Source organism: Mesorhizobium sp. M7A.F.Ca.US.006.01.1.1, assembly GCF_003997935.1.
In the GTDB taxonomy this organism is placed as follows: domain Bacteria; phylum Pseudomonadota; class Alphaproteobacteria; order Rhizobiales; family Rhizobiaceae; genus Mesorhizobium.
In genome coordinates, this window is record NZ_RZQL01000028.1 from 1 (window position 1) to 21,536 (window position 21,536).

A 21,536-nucleotide genomic window follows, 5' to 3' on the forward strand; every position below is an offset into this window, starting at 1 on the left:
GGAATTGGCCGGTCAGGCAGATGTCGATACAGCGCCGCCAATCGGCCGGATCGATCTCGTCGACACCGCCGGTCGGCCCGGCAATGCCGGCATTGTTGATCAACGCATCGAGCCCGCCGAGTTCTTTCTCGACCGCCTCGAACAGGCGGTCGACGTCCTCGTCGCGCGAGACATCGGCCTTGACCGCGGCGACGAGGTCGATCTTGCCAGGAGCGGCGGCCAGCGCCTCGTCGGAAACGTCACAGACGACGATGCGGGCGCCGAGCCGCGACAGCGTGTCGGCTATGGCAAAACCGATGCCGCCCGCGCCTGCCGTCACCAGCACGCGCTGGCCTTTCAGCCCGGTCAAAAATTCCTCCGCCGATGCCGGCGCCCTTGTGCTCATGGTCCTGTCCTTCTCATTGCAGCCGCCGTTCGCGCAGCGCCATGACGGCGCCCAGAACGACCAGTCCGTAAAGAATTGCCCTCGTGGCATAGGGAAGCGTGGTGCCGGCGAGCAGCATCTGCAGTGCCGTCAGCAACAACACGCCGCCGAGCATGCCGAGATAGTGGCCGCGCCCACCGGTGATCAGCGCGCCGCCGACCACCACCACGGCGATCGACGGCAACAGATAGTCGTCGCCCATGCCGAGGCTCGCCTGACCCGAAAAGCCGGTCAGCATGACGCCGACAACAGCCGCGCAGACGGCCGAAAGCATGTAGACCACGATCAGCGTGCGCTCGACGCCGATGCCCGACAAGCGCGCCGCACGCAGCCCGTTGCCGATGCCGTAGACGCGCCTTCCGAACGGGGTGCGGCCAAGCAGCAGTACCGCTGCGACGACAAAGACGACCATCAGCAGCACGATTGGGGTCAGCAGGCCGGCGAGCTTGGCCGTCATGACCCAGCGCAGCATCGGCGAGGAAAACCCGGCCGGCGTTCCCTGCGAATAGAGCAGCGCACAGCCTTGCAGGATGCCGTTGGTGGCAAGCGTCATGACGATCGGCGAGATGCCGAGATAGACGATGCCGAAACCATTGGCGAAGCCGATGGCGCAGGCCATCACCAGGACGACCGGCAAGGCGTAGACAAGGGCGGCGTCGGAGCCGTTGACCATGCCTGCCAAGATGATGCCGGAGATGCCGATCGTCCACGGCACGGAGAGGTCGAGGCCTCCGGTCAGGATAACGGTTCCCTGCCCGAGCGCCAAGACGGCTAGGAAGGACGATAGCACCAGCAGCGAATTCCAGTACCCCGGATTGAGGATGGCGCGGCCGAGCCAGATCTGGGTGACGAGCACGATGAGCAGCAGGCAGACATAGGCCGGCAGCGCATAGCGCAGCGTTTCCGCATTGCGCAGATGGAACGCAGGGCGCGGCGATGCCGGACTGCGCTGGGCAAGGGCTGGCTCGGCGATCTTGAGACGCCGGTCCACGCGCTCAAGCTGCGAGGGCAGTGTGCCGGCGCGCCAGGCGGCGAGCCGGGCACGCGCGGCGCGCAGCTGCACGGCAAGCACCGATGCGTGCGAGATGGAGCCGGCAAGTGCCGCCAGCACCAGAATGGTGCCTTCGGCGATGGTCGCATAATAGGCCGATACGTTGAGCACCAGCAGGATATTCACCACGATCATCAGGATAAAGGCGCCGAAGACAGAGCCCACCGGGCCGCCCTGCCCGCCACCGAGGCGCGTGCCGCCGACGACGACCGCCGCGAACATCGACAAGAGCAGCGGATTGCCGACCAGCGGATCGCCGCTGCCGGTCTGGGCGCTGATGAACACGCCGGCAAGGCCATAGCAGCCGCCGGCGATGACATAGACGGCAAAGCGCACCAGCACGACATTGATGCCGACGGAAGCGGCCGACTCCGGATCGCTGCCGACCGCGTAGAGTGCTGTGCCGAAGCGGGTTCCCTTCAGCCAGAACCAGGCGAGCAGGACGACGCCGATCACCACCAGCGGCATCGGCAGCCAGCCGGTGATCGCGTCGCCAAGATAGAAGGTACCGAGATCGGGCGACACGAAGCCGCCGGGCTTGTCCATCACCAGCAGCGTCACGCCTTGCAGGATGAACATGGTGGACAGCGTCACCACGATGGGCTGCATGCGCAGCACGGCGATGAAGAAGCCGTTGAAGGCCCCCACGGCCATGCCGACGCAGATGCCGACGGCGGTCCACAGGATGATGCTGGCGCCTGGTGCCATCGGGTCCATGCTCGATGCCATCACGGCATTGACCAGCGATATCACCGCGCCGGCGGACAGGTCGAAGCCGCCCGACAGGATGACGATGGTCTGGCCGATCGCGGCGAGCGCCGAGGTGGCGCCGCCGCTCGACAGGAACGACACATCGAAATAGGTCAGCGGCCCGGCGCTGATCCAGTCGACAACGAAGAGCAGGATCGCCAGGACGGCCGCGGCGATCAGCGCGCCGCGATTGCGCATCAGCGCACGGCGCAGTCCGAAGCCGCCGGTAGCGGGGGATGAGGCTGCTGCGCTGCTCATGCGGCGGCTTCCCCGGCATGCCCGAGCGCCGGGCGCATGATGGCCGGTTCGGTGATGGCGTCGCCTTCGAGCTCGGCCGCGATGCGCCCGTCGTAGAGAACCAGGACCCGGTCGCATTGGTGGACGAGTTCGGGAATCTCGGTCGAGTGCAGAAGGATCGAACCGCCCGAAGCCACGTAGTTTCGCATCATCACATAAAGCTCATGCTTGGTGCCGACGTCGATGCCTCGGGTGGGATCGAACAACAGCAGGATGCGGCTCTGCGCCACCAGCCATTTGGCGATGGCGATCTTCTGCTGGTTGCCGCCCGAAAACGCACCGGCCCGCGTCCACAGCGCCCGACGGTCGACCTCGACAGTGGCGAATGCCGCCTCGACGAAGCGGGTCTCAGCCTGCGCGTCGACAAGGCCTAGCCGTGTGAAGCGCGATATCACCGGCAGGGTGGCGTTCTGGCTGCCCGACAGCTTCAGGAACAGGCCTTCGGATTTGCGGTCTTCCGGCACCAGGCCGATGGCCATGTTGGGGCGCAAGGCATCGGCCGGCGAACCGAGCCAGACCTTGCGGCCGTCGACGAGGATGTGGCCGCGCTCGATCTCGGCCATGCCAAAGCAGGCCAGGAACAGGTCCTGCTGGCCCATGCCCTGCAATCCGGCGACGCCGAGGATTTCGCCTTTGCGCAGGTCGAAGCCGGCGCCGTCGAGCTTGCGCCCGACCTTGAGGTCGCGCACGCCCAGAACCGGCGGACCGAAAGCCTGGGCGCTGTCCGGCTTGGGCGGAAAGGTCTGCTCGATGCTGCGGCCGATGATCTTTTCGATGACGTCGGCATCCGAGACATCGGCGACCGGCGCGGTGACGATGTGACGGCCGTTTCTCAGGATCGTCAGCGTGTCGCAAAAGGCGCGGACCTCGCGCATGCGATGGGTGATGAAGACGATGGTGGTACCCGCCGCCTTCAGCCTGGCGATGATCGCGCCCAGCCAGTCGACGTCGCGGCCGGCGAGCGTCGAGGTCGGCTCGTCGAGCAGCAGGATGCGCGGCTCGCGGTAGACGGCACGCGCGATCTCGATCTTCTGGCGCACCGAAAGCTCAAGCTCACTCACCTCGGCATCGAGATCGACGGAAAAACCGAGATCTTCGATATGGCGACGGACGGCCCTGCGCGCAGCACCGCGGCGGATCAGGCCGGAGATGCCAACGGGGGCGTAAGGCAGCATCATGTTGTCGAGGACGGAGAGGTCGCGCACCAGGGTCATCTCCTGGAACGCGGTCTGCATACCGAGCGCATGTGCTGCGCGCGGTGCGCCGTAAGCGATCTCCTTGCCGAAGACACGGACATGGCCTTGGCTCGGCCGGACCAGCCCGGACAGCAGCTTCACCAGCGTCGACTTGCCGGCTCCGTTTTCACCGAGCAGGGCATGGACGCTGCCGGGCGCGATCCGAAACGACACGCCGTCCAGCGCGACGGTCGGGCCGAACGCCTTGCTGATGCCGTCGATCTCGATGGCGGGAAGCTCGGAATGTTCTATCATTGTCCTCGATCGCCGGGCTTGGCATGGACCGACGATGCACGGACAGAAAATGTCCGCGCATCGTCAAGATCGCCTTGGGAGGCTTATTCTTCCGGTTGTCCGACGAGAGCAGCCGCGAGGCCGACCTCGGGTGTCTGGTCCGAGAAGATCGAGGCAAACCAGCCCGGATTGGAGACCAGCGACGGCTTGAAGGCGTTGCAGCCGGCCTTCATCTCCGCCCATGTGCCTTCGTCGCACAGCTTGATCGTCTCATTGGTGACGACCGGCAGCGGCAGGATGGTGGTCTTCGGCACGTCCTTGCCTTCGATCGCCTCGACGGCAAGCTTCAGCGCCAGTGCACCCGAATAAGGCGGCGAGGCATAGGAAATGCGTGGCGCGCCCGCCGGTGCATAAGGGGGAGCGGCACCTTCGACCTCGGTGCCCTCCGGCAGCATCTGGATGCGGCCGCCATTGGAACCTTCGCCGGCGCAAGGCAGGAGTTCGCTGGTCTTCTTGCCAGCCTCGAGCTGCATCGAGTTGGCGGTGAAGCAGCCGACCTGCATCCACAGCCCGTTGATGTCGTCCCAATTGCGGGTGGCCAGGATTTTCGAAAGCTCGGTGCGGGCGACCGCCTGGCTCCACATGCCGACAGCCTCGCCGACGATCTTGATGTCAGGATACTTGGCGAAGACTTCCTTGGCGGCCTTTGTCCGCTGATCGTCAACGGATGTTCCCGGGACGCCCGTGATGGCGATGATGTTGCCCTTGCCATTTAGCTTCTTGACCAGCCATTCGGCTGTCACCCTGCCCGCTTCCAGCTGGTCTATGTGGACGTTGTAGGCGCAAGGCTCGGTGATCTCGGCGTCGTACGCAAAGACCTTCACGCCCTTATCACAGGCATTCTTGACGACCTGATTGAGCGCGGTCGGTGAAATCGGATACACGACGATCGCCTCGGCGCCGCTTTGCACCATTGCGTTGATCTGCTGAATCTGGCGTTGCGCGTTGGGGCCAGCGACCTGGACCTGCAGGTCGACCTTGTCGGCCAGGCTCTTGTGAGCGGCCATGGCCTTGACCATGTTGGCCGCCTCCGCCTGCCAATCGTTGCCGATGTAGCTCATGCTGAGAAAGATCTTGTGCTTCTCGGCGGCCTGCGCAGCGGACAGGCCGAAGGCGCAGGCGGCCATGCCGGCCAGCAGCGCAAGCCGCCGGACTTTCGATCCGATACCCATGTGAAACTCCTCCCAAACAGAACGATCGAATGCCTCCCAAGGGCACGAAACGTAACCCTTGTCATTCGATGCCAGCGACCGTAACATGATTTGATCAAATATCAATGATGAAATCGTTTATATCAAAACCGGCTATGTCAGCCGCTTGACGTGACACCACGAACCTTGCATTCCGACACGAGCACACAAGCAGGTGTCGCCCTCAGGCGGGAAGGTTGACAGGAGATGGCTGGATCGGCGTTCAGGAAGCCTGGTGTCGAGATCATTCCACTGTCCAAGGAAACTCTGCAGGACCGGGTCTATAATCAGGTCACCGAGTTGATCCTCGACGGCAGCATCGTGCCGGGCGAGATGGTCACGGTTCAGAGCCTCGCGGACGCCTTTGGCGTCAGCCCGATGCCGGTCAGGGAAGCGCTGCGGCGCCTGACGGCAGCCAACGCGCTGACCGTAGTATCCGGGCGCTCAATCGGTATTCCGGCGCTCAGCCGCGAGCGGCTCACCGATTTGCGCAATGTACGTTTTGAAATAGAGGCCATTGCTGCCGGCTGGGCCTCACAGAACCGCAGTGAAGCGGATCTTGCGATTTTCGCGCGCGATCTGGACTCGCTGGAACGGGCGAATGGCGCAGACGACGTAAAGGCCTACCTCAGGGCGAATTACACCTTCCACTTCGCAATCTACCGAGCAGCGGGATCCGAAACCCTGCTCAAGATTATCAAGGATCTATGGCTGCAGATCAGCCCCTATTTCAATATGCTGCATGGGTCCTACTCGACCGCGAACACGTACCATCAACAGATGTTTGCGGCCCCGCGCGACCGAAACGAGCAGGCAGTTCAGGCGGCGGTCCGCGGCGATATCGATGCAGCTTTCGACGTGCTGATCGATCTTTTGAAGTAGCGCCCCGACCCCGGTCTCACCGGCTTCTGTCCAAAGAGCGGCTCGTAAGCCGCCGCAGAAAGCGATCACGAATTACCATTCCATCGAGGTGGCAGCCGCAACAACGGGCGATGCACGGCAGTGTCATGCCGACTCTTGCCTATTTGGTATGCTGGTATAATATGTACCTGACATAGCGTGTCTCTGGGAGGTTGCACTATGCTCGTGTGGCAAGCCAAGCCGATCGTGTTTTTGGGAGGAAATACCATGAGATTTGTAACTGTGGCGGCGCTTGCCAGCGCCGCGCTGGCGAGTGTTTGCGTGTTGCCGGCAATGGCATCACCGGACGCGCCGGTCATCGCGCTCGCCAACGCCTATTACGGCAACACCTGGCGGCACCAGATGGTCGAAGCGTTCGAAGCCTCCGCCAAGGAAGCGAAGGCCGCCGGTCAGATCGCCGACTATATCGTCATGAACGGCGACGGTTCGGTGGCGCAGCAAAACAGCCAGATCGCCGAGCTGATCCTGAAAAAGGTCGACGTGCTCGCCGTCGACGCCGCCTCGGAAACGGCGGTCAATGGCATCATCGAAAAAGCCTGCAAAGCCGGCATCATCGTCATCTCTTTCGATTCGGTGGCCTCGGCGCCCTGCAACTACCAGCTCAATTTCGACTTCAAGGGTTACAAGGCGACCCAGGCCGAGGCGGTCTTCAAGATGCTCGGCGGCAAGGGCAACGTCCTGCAGGTGCGCGGCGTGAAGGGCTCGGCGCCCGACAACGACATGTTCAACGCACAGCAGTCGGTGCTGGCCAGATATCCTGACATCAAGGTGGTCGCGACCGTCTATGGCCAGGCGACCGCCTCGGTGGCGCAGGCGGCGATCGCCAATGTGCTGCCCTCGCTGCCGCATATCGATGCCGTGCTCGGCCAGGGCGGCAGCGACGATGTCGGCATCGCGCAGGCCTTCGTCCAGTATGGCGGCGACTACGCCGGCAAGATGCCGATCATCGAAGGCGGCGGCGGCACCGACTTCGTCAAATGGTGGGCTGAGGAGAACGCCAAGAACGGCTACCAGACGGTGTCCATGAACACCACGCCAGGCATCGGCGGTGCTGCCTTCTGGCTCGGCCTGTCGCTGCTGAAGGGCGCCCAGGCACCCAAGCTGATGATCATGCCGGTGGCGACGGTCGATGCCGGCAACCTCAAGGAGTACGCCAAGCTGCCGGGCGGCCAGATCATCAGCCCCAGCTATTCGCTGGACTGGGTGAAACAGAACCTGCTGAGCAAGTAACGCGACTCAGCGCTGCCGGATCGAGCGGTGCCGCAGCACCGCTCGATCGTCGCTGTCGAGGAAACGGAGGACGAATGTCCCAGTCTGCCGTCGCCGATCAGGACAGGGCCGCCGCCAAGGCGCCTGCCGCTCCAATCCGGCAAAGCGTCGTTTCGCTCACCGGGATCACCAAGAGCTTTGGACCGACGCTCGCCAATGCAGGCATCGACCTCTGCGTCGGTGCCGGCAACGTGATCGGGCTGGTCGGCGGCAATGGCGCTGGCAAATCGACGCTGATGCGTATCCTGTGCGGTGCGATGTGGCCGACGCTGGGTTCGATTTCCTTCGCCGACGAACACGTCAACTTCGCCGACTACGGCACCGGCGAAGCGCAGCGGCGTGGCATCCGCATGGTGCATCAGGAGCTTTCGCTCTGCGCCAATCTGTCCGTCGCCGAGAACTTCTTTCTAGAGACTCCCGGCGACGCTGCGAGCCGGCCCGGCTGGCGCGCACTCTATCGCGCCCGCGCCCGCGCAGCACTCGACGCTGTCTTTCCAGGCAACGGCATCGATGCCGACGCCGAAGTCGGCCACCTCTCCATCGCCGAACGGCAGATGGTGGAGATCGCGCGTGCCGCGGCAACGCCCGGCGTCAGGCTGATCGTGCTCGACGAGCCAACCTCGTCGCTCGATCTCGACCGCTCGAAACAGTTGCGCGCCTTCATTCGCGAGCGGGCAAAGGCAGGCCTTGCCTTCATCTTCATCAGCCACAAGCTGCAGGAGATCATCGACATCGCCACCGAGATCGTGGTGCTGCGCAACGGCCGCACGGCATGGCAGGGCCAGGCCGCGGACGCCTCGATCGGCAGGCTGGTGCAGCTGATGGGCGGCGATGCCAACTCGGTGCACCAGCACGCCGTCTCCGCCGCCTCGGCCCTGGATGTGCTGGTGCGGCTCTCCGGCCCGCTGACATCGGAACTCGGCCGCGACATCGAGATCGTGCGCGGCGAGATCGTCGGGCTGGCCGGTCTCGAAGGCAGCGGCCAGAAGGAGCTGCTGCATAGGATCTTCAGCCCCGACGCCAAGCAAAATGGCGCGGTCACAAGACATGCGCAGGCCGGCTTCATCGCCGGTGACCGGCAGAAGGAAGGCGTGTTCCCGCTGTGGAGCGTGCTGGGAAACATCAGCATCGGCGCGCTTGCCCGCCGCCCTGTGCTGGGGCTGGTTTCAGATCGCGCCAACCGCAAAATGGCCGCTGATGCCGCCGGCAAGCTGCGGCTTGACGACAGCCGCTTCCAGTCCAACATCACCGAGCTCAGCGGCGGCAACCAGCAAAAGGCGCTGGTCGCCCGGGCGCTGGTCGCCGACACGCCGATCATCCTGCTCGACGACCCGACGCGCGGCGTCGACATCGCCACCAAGCAGGATTTCTACCGGCTGTGCAACGAGATCGCGCGCAGCGGCCGCGCCCTGGTCTGGCATACGACAGAGGATGCCGAACTGCTGGCCTGCGATCGTGTGCTGGTCTTTGCCGGCGGACGGATCGTCAGGGAACTCACCGGAGACGCGATCACGGAATCGGCTGTTGTCGGCGCATCCTTCGCCCAACCGGCGGACAGGCACGGAACTGCCCGACACAAGGATGCGCCAGCGACAAGGCTTGGCCGCAGGCTGGTGGATGCGGCGCCCTTCATCGGCCTCGCCGCCGTGCTCGCCGTGATGATCTCAGCCAATCCAGCCGTCGCCTCGATCTTCGGGCTCGATCTGCTGCTGATGCCGGCGCTGTCGCTGGTGCTGGTGACGGCGGCACAGATGTTCATCGTCGGTGGCAGCGAGATCGACCTCGGCGTCGGCGCTTTCGCCGGCCTCGTCAGCGTGCTCAGCGCCACGCTGCTCTACGATCAGCCATGGCTCGGCGCCCTGGCGCTGGCGGCGGCGATCGCCGCCTATGCCGGGCTTGGCGGGGTGATCCAGGCGCGCAAGATCCCGGCCATCGTCGTCACGCTTGGCGCCTCCTTCATCTGGGTGGGGCTGGGCTATGCGCTGCAGCCAACGCCCGGCGGCGCAAGCCCGGAATGGCTGTCGGCGCTCTTCAGCTGGTCGCTCGGCTTCGTGCCCACCTCCATCATCCTCATCGCAGCCGTAGCGCTTATCGTCTTCGTCATCGACCGGCTGCCGCTGGGCGTGGTGCTGCGCGGGTTCGGCAACAACTCAACGGCGATGATCCGTTCGGGATGGTCGCCAACGCGCTATGCGCTGGTGCGCTATCTCATCGCCGGGCTGTTTGCGGGTGCAGCGGGCCTGTCGCTGACGGCGATCAACACGGCAAGCGACATCAACTCCGGCAATTCGTTCACGCTGCTAAGCGTCGCCGCCGTGGTGATGGGCGGCTGCTCGCTGCTTGGCGGCATCATCTCGCCGGTCGGCGCCGTTGCAGGCGCGGTGACGCTGTCGCTGATCGGCGCGCTGCTCGGCACGCTGAACGTCAGCAGCGATTTCAACGCCGCGACGCAAGGCTTGATCCTGATTGCTCTTTTGACGCTGCGCAGCCTGACCGCCGACCGCAGGAGCGAACAATGAACGCCCTGACCGCCTTCAGCCTCTGGTCGCAGAAAAACCGCTGGATCTGGGCGGCGATCGGCGTGCTGCTTCTGTGGCTGGTGCTGTCCATCGTCACCAACCGCTTCAGCCTGTCCAGCCTGTCGGGCATCATCCTGTCGGCATCCTTCCTGACGATCGTCGGCATCGGCCAGATGTTCGTGGTGACGACCGGGCGCGGCAACATCGACCTCTCGGTCGCCTCGGTGATCACGCTCAGCGCCTTCGTCGCGCTGCTCACCATCAAGGGCCAGGATGCCAATCTCGCCATCGGCGTTGCCGCCGCGATCCTGCTCGGCCTTGCTGTCGGTGCGCTCAATTCGCTGCTAGTCGTCGGGCTCGGCATCCCGGCCATCATCGCCACGCTGGCCACCGGGTACGTGCTGGCCACCGCAACGCTGCTGTCCAACCGGGCGATCTCGGGCTTTGCCGTCAGCCCGGCGCTGAAATACCTGGCATCGGGACGCATTCTGGGCATGCCGATCATGGCGGTCATTGCAATCCTTGGCGTGGCGGCAACCTCGTTCGTGCTGCGCTACACGGTGTTCGGCCAGCTGTTGTCGGCGGTCGGCCAGAACCGTACTGCCGCGCGGCTCGCCGCCATCAGGACCGGCCCGGTGATCGCATCGGCCTTCATCATCTCGTCAGTGCTGGCGTCGCTCAACGGGCTGCTGCTCGGCGCCTATATCGGCGGCGCCTTCCTCGAAATGGGCCAGCCTTACCTCCTGCAGTCGATCGCCGCGGTGGTACTCGGCGGAACGCTGATCTTCGGCGGCTCGGCAACCGCCGTCGGCACCCTGTTCGCCAGCATCCTTTTGATCCTGATCGTCACCACCATGCAGATCATCGGCCTGCCTCCGGGCGCGCAGGACATCGTGCAGGGCATCGTCGTCATCTTCGTGCTGGCGCTTGCCGGACGACAGGCGATGACGCGGCGAGCGCCGGTCGAGCCTACAGGCGGCGACGTCGCGGTGCCGGCGGGAGACCGGCAGTCATGACCGCACCGCATTCGTCATTATCGGATTGCCAAAATTCTGGTAGCGTGATTATACCAGTTGATAAGTTGACGACGGGCAATACCGTCGGCTGAGATCAGGAGTAGTGACCAGATGACAACGATTGCGCTGTTCGGTGCCGGCGGAAAAATGGGCTACCGCCTGTCGACCAATTTTCGCGGATCGCCCTACACGATACGCCACGTCGAGGTCAGCGATGCCGGCCGCGAACGGCTGAAGACCGGACTGGGTTTCGATACGGTCAGCGCCGACGAGGCGCTCAAGGGCGCCGATGTGGTGATCCTGGCCGTTCCGGACACGCATATCGGCAAGGTGGCGACCAGCATCGAGAGTAAGCTGGCGCCGGGCACGATGGTGGTGGTGCTCGACGCGGCGGCACCCTTCGCCGGCCATCTGCCGAAGCGGCCGGACCTCACCTATTTCGTCACCCACCCCTGCCATCCGCCAATCTTCAATGACGAGACGGACATGGCGGCCAAGAAGGACTATTTCGGCGGCGTCAAGGCCAAGCAGCATATGGTCAGCGCCCTGATGCAGGGCCCGGAAGAGGATTACGCCAAGGGCGAGGCGATCGCGAAAATCATCTGGGCGCCGGTCATGCGTTCACACCGCGTCACCGTCGACCAGATGGCGTTGCTGGAACCCGGCCTTTCGGAAACGGTGTGCGCGTCGCTGCTGGTGGTCATGAAGGAAGCCGTCGATGAGGTCGTTGCGCGCGGCGTCGACCAGCAGGCGGCACTCGACTTCCTGCTCGGCCATATGAACGTGCTCGGCGCCGTCATCTTCGGCGAGACCAAGGGCGTTTTCTCGGATGCCTGCAACAAGGCGATCGAATTTGGCAAGCCGGTGCTGATGCGTGACGACTGGAAACGCGTGTTCGAGCCGGAAGAGATCGCCGCCAGCATTCAGCGGATTACCTGAGGGAGAACCGGCGCTTTCCGCAGCGCCTCGATGCGTCGGCGTACCATTGCCGGCGCTCGGTTTTGCCGTCCATCAGGTACATATCACCTGAATTTGTGATTGACTCATCATACCAGTTAGCTTAGCTGTTCATGGCTCGGATCGGCTTCGCAGGGAGTTCGAAGCCTGGGCGAATGGGGGATTGGCTGGGGAGCAACGATCCGCGGAGGGGAAGCCGGCAAACGGCTCTTTAGCCCGAAAGCGATCCGCCGCCCGCGCCGCCTGACGAATTCGGATGCCGACAGAGGCCTTGGTTGACCAAGGCAATTTTTCAAACGGGAGGACTTCATGAAACTCACACGCAGAATGACGCTTGCGGCTTTCGCCGGCATGCTGGCACTTGGCACGGCAGTGCCCGCTTACGCGGCGGATCTCATCGCCATCATCACGCCCTCGCACGACAATCCGTTCTTCAAGGCGGAAGCCGTCGGCGCCGAAGCCAAGGCCAAGGAACTCGGCTACGAGGCGCTGGTGCTCGTCCATGACGACGACGCCAACAAGCAGTCCGAGCTGATCGACACCGCAATCGGCCGCGGCGCCAAGGCGATCATCCTCGACAATGCCGGCGCCGACGCCACCGTCGCTGCCGTGCAGAAGGCCAAGGACGCAGGCATTCCGTCCTTCCTGATCGACCGCGAGATCAACGCCACCGGCGTCGCCGTGGCGCAGATCGTCTCCAACAACTACCAGGGTGCCCAGCTCGGCGCGCAGGAATTCGTCAAGCTGATGGGCGAGAAGGGCAATTTCGTCGAGCTGGTCGGCAAGGAATCCGACACCAATGCCGGCATCCGCTCCAAGGGTTATCACGACGTCATCGACGACTATCCGGACCTGAAGATGGTTGCCCAGCAGTCGGCCAACTGGAGCCAGACGGAAGCCTATTCCAAGATGGAATCGATCCTTCAGGCTAACCCCGACATCAAGGGCGTGATCTCCGGTAACGACACGATGGCGATGGGCGCCTATGCGGCACTTGCCGCGGCAAACCGCAAGGATGTCATCGTCGTCGGCTTCGACGGATCGAACGACGTGCGCGACTCCATCACCGCTGGCGGAATCAAGGCGACCGTGCTGCAGCCTGCCTTCGCGCAGGCGCAGATGGCGGTCGAGCAGGCCAACGACTTCATCAAGAACAAGAAGTCGCCGGCCAAGGAAAAGCAGCTGATGGACTGCGTGCTGGTCAATGGCGACAACGCCGCCAAGCTGGAGACCTTCGCGCTGACGAACTGAGCCCGCGCGGGTTGAATAGCGAGGGGCGAACCCTGGGGTCGCCCCTCGCCGCCATTTTCCGTGGGTCGCCCACGATGCTGAACAACAGGCCGCCATGCTGAACACCAAGCCGAACTGGCCGATCCTTGCCGTGATGGTCGGCATCAGCCTGACCGCCTGCAAGATCCTGCCAACGAAATCGGAAGACGGGGGCAATACTCTCGCCTTCAATCCGGACAAGATGGTCGAAGAGATCTGGGCAGCAAAGGTCGTGCCCTATCTCCAGCAGAAAGCCGGTCCGTTTGCGGAGGTTCACACCCTGGCGACGACTGACCCGGCGGCTGCCGGCGCCAAATACGGCAATCCAAACAAGCAGGCGAACTCGCCGTGGACTTTCGCGGTTCGGCTGGAAGGTAAGATCGTCGCGGCCAACACGCAGTCGCGCGCGGCGACGGTCGACGTGGACGGCGACGGCGACGGCAAGGCCGATGCGCGAGTGCAGATCGGACCGGCAGTGCGCGGTACCGCGCTGCGCGACAGCCTGGACTTCATCCAGTTCAACGACTTCACCAACCAGATCGACTTCGCCCAGTTCGGCAAGGCGTTCAACAGCTACACCGACAAGACGGTGCTCTCCAAGCTACCGCGCGAGGCGCTGGAAGGCCGCAGTGCCAAGGTGCTGGGCGCCTACACGCTGGGCAGTGGCCAGGACCTGCCGCTGGTGACGCCGGCGGAGGCAGAGATCGGGCCGAAGCCATGAGCGCGACCGCAGAGCGCGAAATCATCCTGAAGCTGGAGGACGTCTCCAAGGTCTATTCGGGCACCGTCGCGGTCAAGCGCGCCAATTTCGAGGTACGCAAGGGCGCGGTCAACGTGCTGGTCGGCGAAAACGGCGCCGGCAAGTCGACGCTGATGAAGATCATCGCCGGTGTCGAACGGCCGACAGCCGGCCGCATCCTGCTGGAGGGCGAAGAGGTTTCGTTCTCGTCATCCGGCGATGCGGTGAACCGCGGCATCGGCATGGTGTTCCAGGAACTGAACCTGTTCGGCAACATGAGCGTCGCCGAGAACATTTTCGCCACCCGGGAGATCACCAACCGCTTCGGCAAAATCGACCGCGAGCAACAGGAAAACCGCGCTGCGGAATTTCTGGAACGCCTGCAAGCCGGCATCCGGCCCGACACGCTGGTCGAGGATCTGCGCATCGGCCAGCAGCAGCTGGTCGAGATCGCCAAGGCGGTCTCGCTCGACGCGCGCATCCTGATCATGGACGAGCCGACCTCGGCGCTGAGCGCGGCTGAAGTCGAAATCCTGTTCAAGGTGATTGCCGACCTCAAGGCGCGCGGTGTGGCGATAGTCTACATCTCGCACCGGCTCGAAGAGCTGATCCGCATCGGCGACTACATCACCGTGCTGCGCGACGGCCGCATCACCGGCCAGGAAGAGATGAAGAACGTCGACACGCAGTGGATCGTTCGCCAGATGATCGGCTCCGACGCCAAGGACTTCGCCAGGGCCGACGGCCATCTTCCGGGCGAAGAGATTTTTCGTGCCGAGGAGATCTGCCTGCCTCGTGCCACCGGCGGACTTGCTGTCGACCATGTCTCGTTGTCGCTGCGTGCCGGCGAGATCCTCGGCATCTACGGGCTGATGGGCGCAGGGCGCAGCGAACTGTTCGACTGCATCATGGGCCGCCACGGCCATTCGACAGGCGAGATCTTCATTGGCGGCACAAAGGTCAAGGAGCGCGACACGACGCGGCGCATCCGGCGCGGACTGGCACTGATCCCCGAGGACCGCCAGCGCGAAGGGCTGGTGTCGATCCTCTCGGTCGCCAGCAATTTGACGCTGGCCAGCCTGTCGCGCTTTGCCCGCCTGTTCCACATTCGTGGCGCCGACGAAAAGCAGGCGGTGACGCAGATCGTGCGGGAACTGGCGATCAAGGTCGCCGACCCGGCGCAGGAGGTCTCGTCGCTGTCAGGCGGCAACCAGCAGAAGGTGGTGATTGGCAAGGCGCTGCTCACCGAACCCAAGGTGCTGCTGATGGACGAACCCAGCCGAGGCATCGATGTCGGCGCCAAGGCCGACGTCTTCCGCACCATGCGCAAACTGTCCCGCGACGGATTGGGGATTTTGTTCGCCACCTCCGACCTCGATGAGGTGATGGCGCTGTCCGACCGCATCGCGGTGATGAGCAACGGAAAACTGACCGGCATGTTCGACCGCACTGAAGCGACGGAGGCGGCACTCGTCGCCGCCTCGGCGCTTGGCCACGGACCAGCCCCACATACGGAGAGCACCGCCCATGACTGACATCCCAGCCAAGGCGGCCGCTCCCTCCGCTTCCAGCGGCTCGGTGCTGTTGACGCTGATGAAGCTAAGGACCTTCATCGCGCTGATCGCCGTGCTGATCTTCTTCTCGATCGCGGCGCCGAATTTCCTGTCGACCGCCAATCTGATCCTGATGTCGAAGCACGTGGCACTGAACGCGTTCCTGGCGATGGGCATGACCTTCGTCATCATCACCGGCGGCATCGACCTTTCGGTCGGCTCGATCGTCGGCCTGTGCGGCATGGTGGCCGGCTACCTCGTGCTCAACGGCATCGACCTGCAGATCGGCTACACCATCTATTTCAACGTCTTCGAGATCGCGCTGATCACACTTGCCGTCGGCATCCTGATCGGCGCCGTCAACGGGTTGCTGATCACCAGGCTGAACGTCGCGCCGTTCATCGCCACGCTCGGCGTGCTCTATGTCGCGCGTGGCCTGGCGCTGCTATCGTCGGATGGCCGCACCTTCCCCAACCTCGTCGGCAAGCCGGAACTGGGCACCACCGGCTTCGGTTTCCTCGGTGCAGGCCGGCTGCTCGGCCTGCCGGTGGCGATCTGGATCCTGATCGTCGTTGCCCTGGGGGCCGCCTATCTCGCCAAGTACACACCGCTCGGCCGCCACATCTTCGCTGTCGGCGGCAATGAACGAGCGTCGCGGATTTCGGGCGTCCGTGTCAACATGGTGAAGATGTTCGTCTATATGTTCTCCGGTTTCTGCGCGGCGATCGTCGGCCTGATCATCTCGTCCGAGCTGATGGCCTCGCATCCGGCGACAGGCGAAAGTTTCGAGCTCAACGCGATTGCGGCGGCAGTGCTCGGCGGCACCTCGATGTCGGGTGGCCGCGGCACGATCGGCGGCACCATTGTCGGTGCCTTCGTCATCGGCATTCTTTCGGACGGGTTGGTGATGATGGGTGTGAGTTCGTTCTGGCAAATGGTGATCAAGGGCCTCGTCATCATCGTCGCCGTCGTCGTCGACCAGGCGCAGCGCCGACTGCAAAGCCGGGTGACGCTGATGCAGATGGCAAAGGCAGGCTGAGCATGGCGGAACTGCGGGGAGCGCTGATCGGCTGCGGCTTCTTTGCCGTCAACCAGATGCATGCCTGGCGCGACATAGCAGGCGCCTCGATCGTCGCGATCTGCGATCGTGATCCGGAGCGGCTCAGGATCGTCGGCGACCAGTTCGGCATTGCGAAGCGCTATACCGATGCGGCGGAACTTTTGGCCGGCGAAAGCCTCGACTTCGTCGATATCGCCACCACCGCGCCCAGCCATCGTCCGCTGGTCGAAATGGCGGCACAGCACCGCGTGCCGGTGATCTGCCAAAAGCCGTTCGCGCCGACACTCGCCGACGCCAAGGCGATGGTCAGGGCATGCGCTGAGGCCGGCGTGCCGCTGATGGTGCATGAGAATTTTCGCTGGCAGTCGCCGATCCAGGGAGTGCGCGCCGTGCTCGACAGCGGCGAGATCGGTATGCCCTTCTTCGGTCGCATCTCCTTCCGCTCCGCCTATGACGTGTTTTCCGGCCAGCCTTATCTGGCGACGGGAAAGCGCTTCATCATCGAGGATCTCGGCATCCACATCCTCGACATCGCGCGCTTCCTGCTCGGCGATGTGTCCACGATCACGACGCGGACGGTGCGCATCAACCCCGGCATATCGGGCGAGGACGTCGCGACGATGCTGATGGATCACAACAGCGGTGCTACCTCGGTGGTCGACTGCAGCTACGCGACGAAGCTCGCCACGGAGCCGTTTCCCGAGACGCTGATCGAGATCGACGGCAGCGACGGCACGATCCGGCTGGCGCAGGGATACCGGCTGACCGTCACCGGCAAGAGCGGCACGGCCGTCATCGACGTCTCGCCGCCGCTGCTGCCATGGGCGTCGCGGCCTTGGCACAACATCCAGGAAAGCGTCGTCGCCATCCAGCAGCACTGGGTCGATTGCCTGGCAAAGGGCGTACAACCGGCGACCTCGGGCGCGGACAATCTCAAGACGTTCGCGCTGGTCGAGGCCGCCTATGCTGGGGCCGCGAGCCGGCAACCGGTGCAACTCGACGCCTCGCTGAAATGACCGCCGATACCTTCCTCCTTTACGGCACGCGCGTGGTCGAGGCCGAGCCGGTCAGGCTCAGCGCAGGCGCGCTCAGCGCCGACTTCGTCAACGGCAATCTGCGCACCATTCGGCATGGCGGCACCGAAGTGCTACGCGCCATCGCCTATATCGTGCGTGACCGCGACTGGGGCACCTATGCGCCAAATTTGACAGACCTGGTGATCGAGCAGGGTGCCGACGCTTTTTCGGTCAGCTATTCGGCAGGCTGCTTGGCCCCCGATGGAAGCCAGCTCGGATTCCGCGCCACCATCAAAGGCTCCGCCGATGGTTGTCTGGTCTTCGACGTCCGCGCCCTACCCGAAAGCGATTTCGAAACCAATCGCTGCGGCTTCTGTATCCTGCACCCGATCGCCGGCCTCGCCGGCAGCCCGGTCACGGTCGAGCATACGGACGGCAACGTGGTGGCGACAAAGCTTCCCGAACTGATCGACCCCTGGCAGCCTTTCAAGGATATCCGCGCCATCACGCATCAGGTTCGGCCTGGTGTCACCGCCGAATGCCGGATGGACGGCGATACTTTCGAAATGGAGGACCAGCGCAACTGGTCGGACGCCTCCTACAAGACCTACGTGCGGCCGCTGGCGCTGCCATGGCCCTATGTGCTGCCTGCCGGCCAACCCCTGCGCCAGACGATCAGCCTGCGCATCGCAGGTGAAGGCAAAGCGCCGGCTGCCACCGTGACCAGCGAACCGGTCCGCGTCGAACTCGGCGAGACCGGGCCAAGGCTGCCCGATATCGGCGTGGTCATCTATCCCGAGGATGTCGAGACGGCGCTGGCGAACCTCTCCACCCTGACGACACTCGGCCCCCAACAGCTGCTCTTTCACTACGATCCAACGCGCGGCCACGGGCTCGATGCCTTGTGCGCTTTCGCCCGGCTCGCAACTGCCCACGCTGCCGCAACGACCCTCGAATGCGTCGTTGTGTGCGCTGGCGATCTCGACGCCGAGCTGTCAGGCGTCGCCGACCTGGTACGTCAGGCCGGGCTGAAACTCTCGGCCATTGCCGTGTCGCCGTCAGTCGACCGGCAGTCGACGCCGCCGGGCAGCGCGTGGCCTGACTGTCCGCCGCTCGAGGACGTTTACGCGGCGGCGCGGCGCGCCTTTCCGGATATCCGCCTCGGTGGCGGCATGTTCAGCTATTTCACCGAGCTCAACCGCAAGCGCGTTCCGGCAGACCAGCTCGATTTCATCACCCATTGCACCTGCCCGATCGTGCATGCCGCCGACGATCTCAGCATCATGCAGTCGCTGGAGGCGCTGCCTTTCATCACCCAGTCGGCACGGGCGATCTTCGGGGCAAGGCCCTACCGGATCGGACCATCGACGATTGCCATGCGCCAGAATCCCTATGGCGGAGCGACCAAGCCCAATGCCGGGGGACAGCGCATTGCCATGGCCGACAGCGACCCGCGCCATGCCGGCCAATTCGCGGCGGCTTGGACGATCGGCTATGCCGCACGCGTCGCGCCTGCCGGATTGGAGATGCTGACGCTCTCCAGCTTCACCGGACCGTTCGGCGTGCTGGCGTCATCCGGAGAACCCGTCGTGGAAGGATCGCCCCGGCCGCTCTTCAGGGCCATCAAGGGGCTTTGCGAACTGGCCGGCCTTGCGCATGTGGCGGCAAGGACGAGCGATGAGACCAAGGTGCTGGCGCTGGCTGGGCGCTTGGCCTCGGGCGAGACTGTCGCGTGGCTGGCGAACCTGACGGCGGACGACGTGCCGGTCGACATTTCAGCTTTTGGCCGAGGCCATCTTGTGATGACCCCTTACGCGATCGTCCGGATCGGCTGAAGCTACTTTTCGGAATTCATCACGTAGAGCGCGCGCGAGCGTTCGAGATGCTTGATCATCGCCTTCTCGGCGCCGTCCGCATCCTTCTGTTCAATGCGGCCTATGATCTCTTCGTGCTCGGTGAGCGTGAACTTTTCCTTGCCGGTCCAGATCAGCATTTCGGTGTGGTATTCCTTCAGCCAGCCGAGCATCGCCTCGCTGACGGCGACATAGATCGGGTTGCCGGAGATCGCGGCGATCTGGGTGTGGAACTTCATGTCGGCCGAAATGAAGGCTTCGGAGTCGCCACGAAAGCCGCGCTGTTCGGCAACGGTGGCCCGCAGCCGCTGCACATCCTCGGCGGTGGCCTTCTCGGCGGCTTCCCGAACCATGCCGCGCTCGAAGAAGATGCGTGCGGTCTTCAGGTGCTCCAGCGTGTCCTTCGACGATGACAGGATGATCTTGGCGGCGCCATCGACCTGCCTGATGATCGACTTGGCGGTCAGCTGCAGCACCTTGGCGCGTTCGCCATGCGAGATCGCCACCAGCCCCATATTGCTCAGCGCCTGCATCGCCTCGCGGATCGCCGGCCTGCCCACCTCGAAACGCTCCATCAGCTCGCGCTCCGACGGCATGTCGTCGCCCGGCATCAGCTCGCCGCTGGTGATCAGGCGTTTCAGCCGCAAGAAGACCTCATCGGAAAGCTTGCGCCGGACAATCGGTTCCGAACGGTTCATCGTCGCGAATCACTCCCTTGATCCGGCCCTATCTAACACTGCCGCCACAATTCACGGAATTGCCGTCTGTCGATCCCGTTGCCGGATATGACTTGCAATACTTATGTACTCATTATACCAGATTTGAAACACCGGTGAACCTTTTTCGAACGCCTTGGCTTGAGACAGCGGACCATGATCACCCTCACCTACCGCATCGAAACGCCTGAAAGCATCGAAGCGCTGGCGGCCAAGATCGCCAGCGATCAGTCCACCGGCACCTTCGTCGCGCTGCCCGGCGAGACCGAGGAGTTGAAGGCCCGGGTGGCGGCGCGTGTGCTGGCGATCCGGCCTTTGCCCGACGCCGAGCGGCCGTCGCTTCCCGATGACGGCAAGGGGCCGTTCAAGCGTGCGGATGTCGACATCGCCTTTCCGTTCGATGCCATCGGCACCGACCTTTCGGCGCTGATGACGATCGCCATCGGCGGCACCTATTCGATCAAGGGCCTCACCGGCATTCGAGTCGTCGACATGAAGCTGCCGGAGAATTTTCGCGGCGCGCATCCCGGCCCACAGTTCGGGGTCGCCGGCAGCCGCCGGGTGACGGGTGTGGCGGACCGCCCGATCATCGGTACGATCGTCAAGCCGGCGCTCGGATTGCGACCGCACGAGACGGCGGCAATGGTGGCGGAACTGATCGCCGCCGGTGTCGACTTCATCAAGGACGACGAGAAACTGATGAGCCCGGCCTATTCGCCGCTGGCCGAGCGGGTGAAGGCGATCATGCCGCTCATCCTCGATCACGAGCAGAAGACCGGCAAGAAGGTGATGTATGCCTTCGGCATCTCGCACGCCGATCCGGACGAGTTGATGCGCAACCACGATCTGGTGGTGGAGGCTGGCGGCAATTGCGCGGTGGTCAACATCAACTCCATCGGCTTCGGCGGCATGGCGTTCCTGAGGAAGCGCTCCAGCCTGGTGCTGCATGCTCACCGCAACGGCTGGGACATCCTCACCCGTCACCCAGGTCTCGGCATGGACTTCAAGGTCTGGCAGCAGTTCTGGCGGCTGCTCGGCGTCGATCAGTTCCAGATCAACGGCATCGCCTCGAAATACTGGGAACCGGATGACTCTTTCGTCGAATCCTTCAAGGCGGTGACGTCGCCGATCTTTTCGCCTGAGGACTGCGCCTTGCCGGTCGCCGGCTCCGGCCAGTGGGGCGGTCAGGCGCCCGAGACATATGCGCGGACCGGCCGGACCGTCGATCTTCTCTATCTCTGCGGCGGCGGCATCGTCAGCCATCCGGACGGACCGGGCGCCGGCGTGCGTGCCGTGCAGCAAGCCTGGCAAGCGGCGGTCGACGGCATTCCGCTGGCGGACTTCGCCCTGAACCATCCCGAACTGGCGCGGTCGATCGAAAAATTCGGCGACGGCAAGGCAGCCTGA

The 21,536-nt window shown here is 64.1% G+C and carries 17 protein-coding genes; 12 read left to right on the forward strand and 5 right to left on the reverse strand.

Going from position 1 to position 21,536, the window contains the following annotated elements:
• The 4 genes from EN943_RS07700 to EN943_RS07715 form a co-directional block, all read right to left on the reverse strand.
• Positions 1-385 (reverse strand): SDR family NAD(P)-dependent oxidoreductase (locus EN943_RS07700; protein ID WP_127412138.1); only part of this gene is annotated, 385 nt, incomplete at its 3' end.
• Between the two features lie 13 nt (positions 386-398).
• Positions 399-2,483, reverse strand: a complete 2,085-nt coding sequence (locus tag EN943_RS07705) for an ABC transporter permease (protein ID WP_127412139.1) — start codon at positions 2,481-2,483, stop codon at positions 399-401.
• Positions 2,480-4,012: a sugar ABC transporter ATP-binding protein gene (locus EN943_RS07710; protein ID WP_127412140.1), complete on the reverse strand. Its 1,533-nt coding sequence runs from the start codon at positions 4,010-4,012 to the stop codon at positions 2,480-2,482. The genes EN943_RS07705 and EN943_RS07710 overlap by 4 nt, the downstream gene beginning before the upstream one ends.
• An 83-nt stretch (positions 4,013-4,095) precedes the next feature.
• Positions 4,096-5,223, reverse strand: a complete 1,128-nt coding sequence (locus EN943_RS07715) for a sugar ABC transporter substrate-binding protein (protein WP_127412141.1) — start codon at positions 5,221-5,223, stop codon at positions 4,096-4,098.
• 225 nt (positions 5,224-5,448) lie between these two features.
• On the opposite strand from EN943_RS07715, the gene EN943_RS07720 reads away from it, so the two are divergent.
• From EN943_RS07720 to EN943_RS07770, 11 genes are all read left to right on the forward strand, one after another.
• Positions 5,449-6,123, forward strand: coding sequence for a GntR family transcriptional regulator (locus EN943_RS07720; RefSeq protein WP_127412142.1), 675 nt, complete (start codon positions 5,449-5,451; stop codon positions 6,121-6,123).
• Positions 6,124-6,369: 246 nt separating this feature from the next.
• Complete coding sequence (locus EN943_RS07725; RefSeq protein WP_127412143.1) at positions 6,370-7,392, forward strand: ABC transporter substrate-binding protein; 1,023 nt, start codon at positions 6,370-6,372, stop codon at positions 7,390-7,392.
• Positions 7,393-7,466: 74 nt separating this feature from the next.
• Positions 7,467-9,950, forward strand: a complete 2,484-nt coding sequence (locus EN943_RS07730) for an ATP-binding cassette domain-containing protein (RefSeq protein ID WP_127412144.1) — start codon at positions 7,467-7,469, stop codon at positions 9,948-9,950.
• Positions 9,947-10,966, forward strand: coding sequence for an ABC transporter permease (locus EN943_RS07735; protein ID WP_127412145.1), 1,020 nt, complete (start codon positions 9,947-9,949; stop codon positions 10,964-10,966). Before EN943_RS07730 ends, EN943_RS07735 begins: the two co-directional genes overlap by 4 nt.
• Positions 10,967-11,077: 111 nt before the next feature.
• Positions 11,078-11,905, forward strand: coding sequence for a phosphogluconate dehydrogenase C-terminal domain-containing protein (locus EN943_RS07740; RefSeq protein WP_127412146.1), 828 nt, complete (start codon positions 11,078-11,080; stop codon positions 11,903-11,905).
• Between the two features lie 327 nt (positions 11,906-12,232).
• Complete coding sequence (locus tag EN943_RS07745) at positions 12,233-13,174, forward strand: D-ribose ABC transporter substrate-binding protein (protein WP_127412147.1); 942 nt, start codon at positions 12,233-12,235, stop codon at positions 13,172-13,174.
• Positions 13,175-13,268: 94 nt separating this feature from the next.
• A complete protein-coding gene (locus EN943_RS07750; RefSeq protein ID WP_127412148.1) occupies positions 13,269-13,913 on the forward strand; it encodes a DUF2291 family protein in 645 nt (214 codons plus the stop codon).
• Complete coding sequence (locus EN943_RS07755) at positions 13,910-15,466, forward strand: sugar ABC transporter ATP-binding protein (protein ID WP_127412149.1); 1,557 nt, start codon at positions 13,910-13,912, stop codon at positions 15,464-15,466. Before EN943_RS07750 ends, EN943_RS07755 begins: the two co-directional genes overlap by 4 nt.
• Positions 15,459-16,523, forward strand: a complete 1,065-nt coding sequence (locus tag EN943_RS07760; RefSeq protein ID WP_127412150.1) for an ABC transporter permease — start codon at positions 15,459-15,461, stop codon at positions 16,521-16,523. The genes EN943_RS07755 and EN943_RS07760 overlap by 8 nt, the downstream gene beginning before the upstream one ends.
• A 2-nt stretch (positions 16,524-16,525) precedes the next feature.
• A complete protein-coding gene (locus tag EN943_RS07765; protein WP_127412151.1) occupies positions 16,526-17,560 on the forward strand; it encodes a Gfo/Idh/MocA family oxidoreductase in 1,035 nt (344 codons plus the stop codon).
• Positions 17,557-19,395, forward strand: coding sequence for a hypothetical protein (locus EN943_RS07770; protein WP_127412152.1), 1,839 nt, complete (start codon positions 17,557-17,559; stop codon positions 19,393-19,395). Before EN943_RS07765 ends, EN943_RS07770 begins: the two co-directional genes overlap by 4 nt.
• Before the next feature lie 2 nt (positions 19,396-19,397).
• Here the strand turns inward: EN943_RS07770 and EN943_RS07775 are convergent, their stop codons facing one another.
• Positions 19,398-20,111, reverse strand: a complete 714-nt coding sequence (locus EN943_RS07775; RefSeq protein ID WP_127412153.1) for a transcriptional regulator NanR — start codon at positions 20,109-20,111, stop codon at positions 19,398-19,400.
• 174 nt (positions 20,112-20,285) lie between these two features.
• On the opposite strand from EN943_RS07775, the gene oiaX reads away from it, so the two are divergent.
• A complete protein-coding gene (oiaX, locus tag EN943_RS07780; protein ID WP_127412154.1) occupies positions 20,286-21,536 on the forward strand; it encodes a 3-oxo-isoapionate-4-phosphate decarboxylase OiaX in 1,251 nt (416 codons plus the stop codon).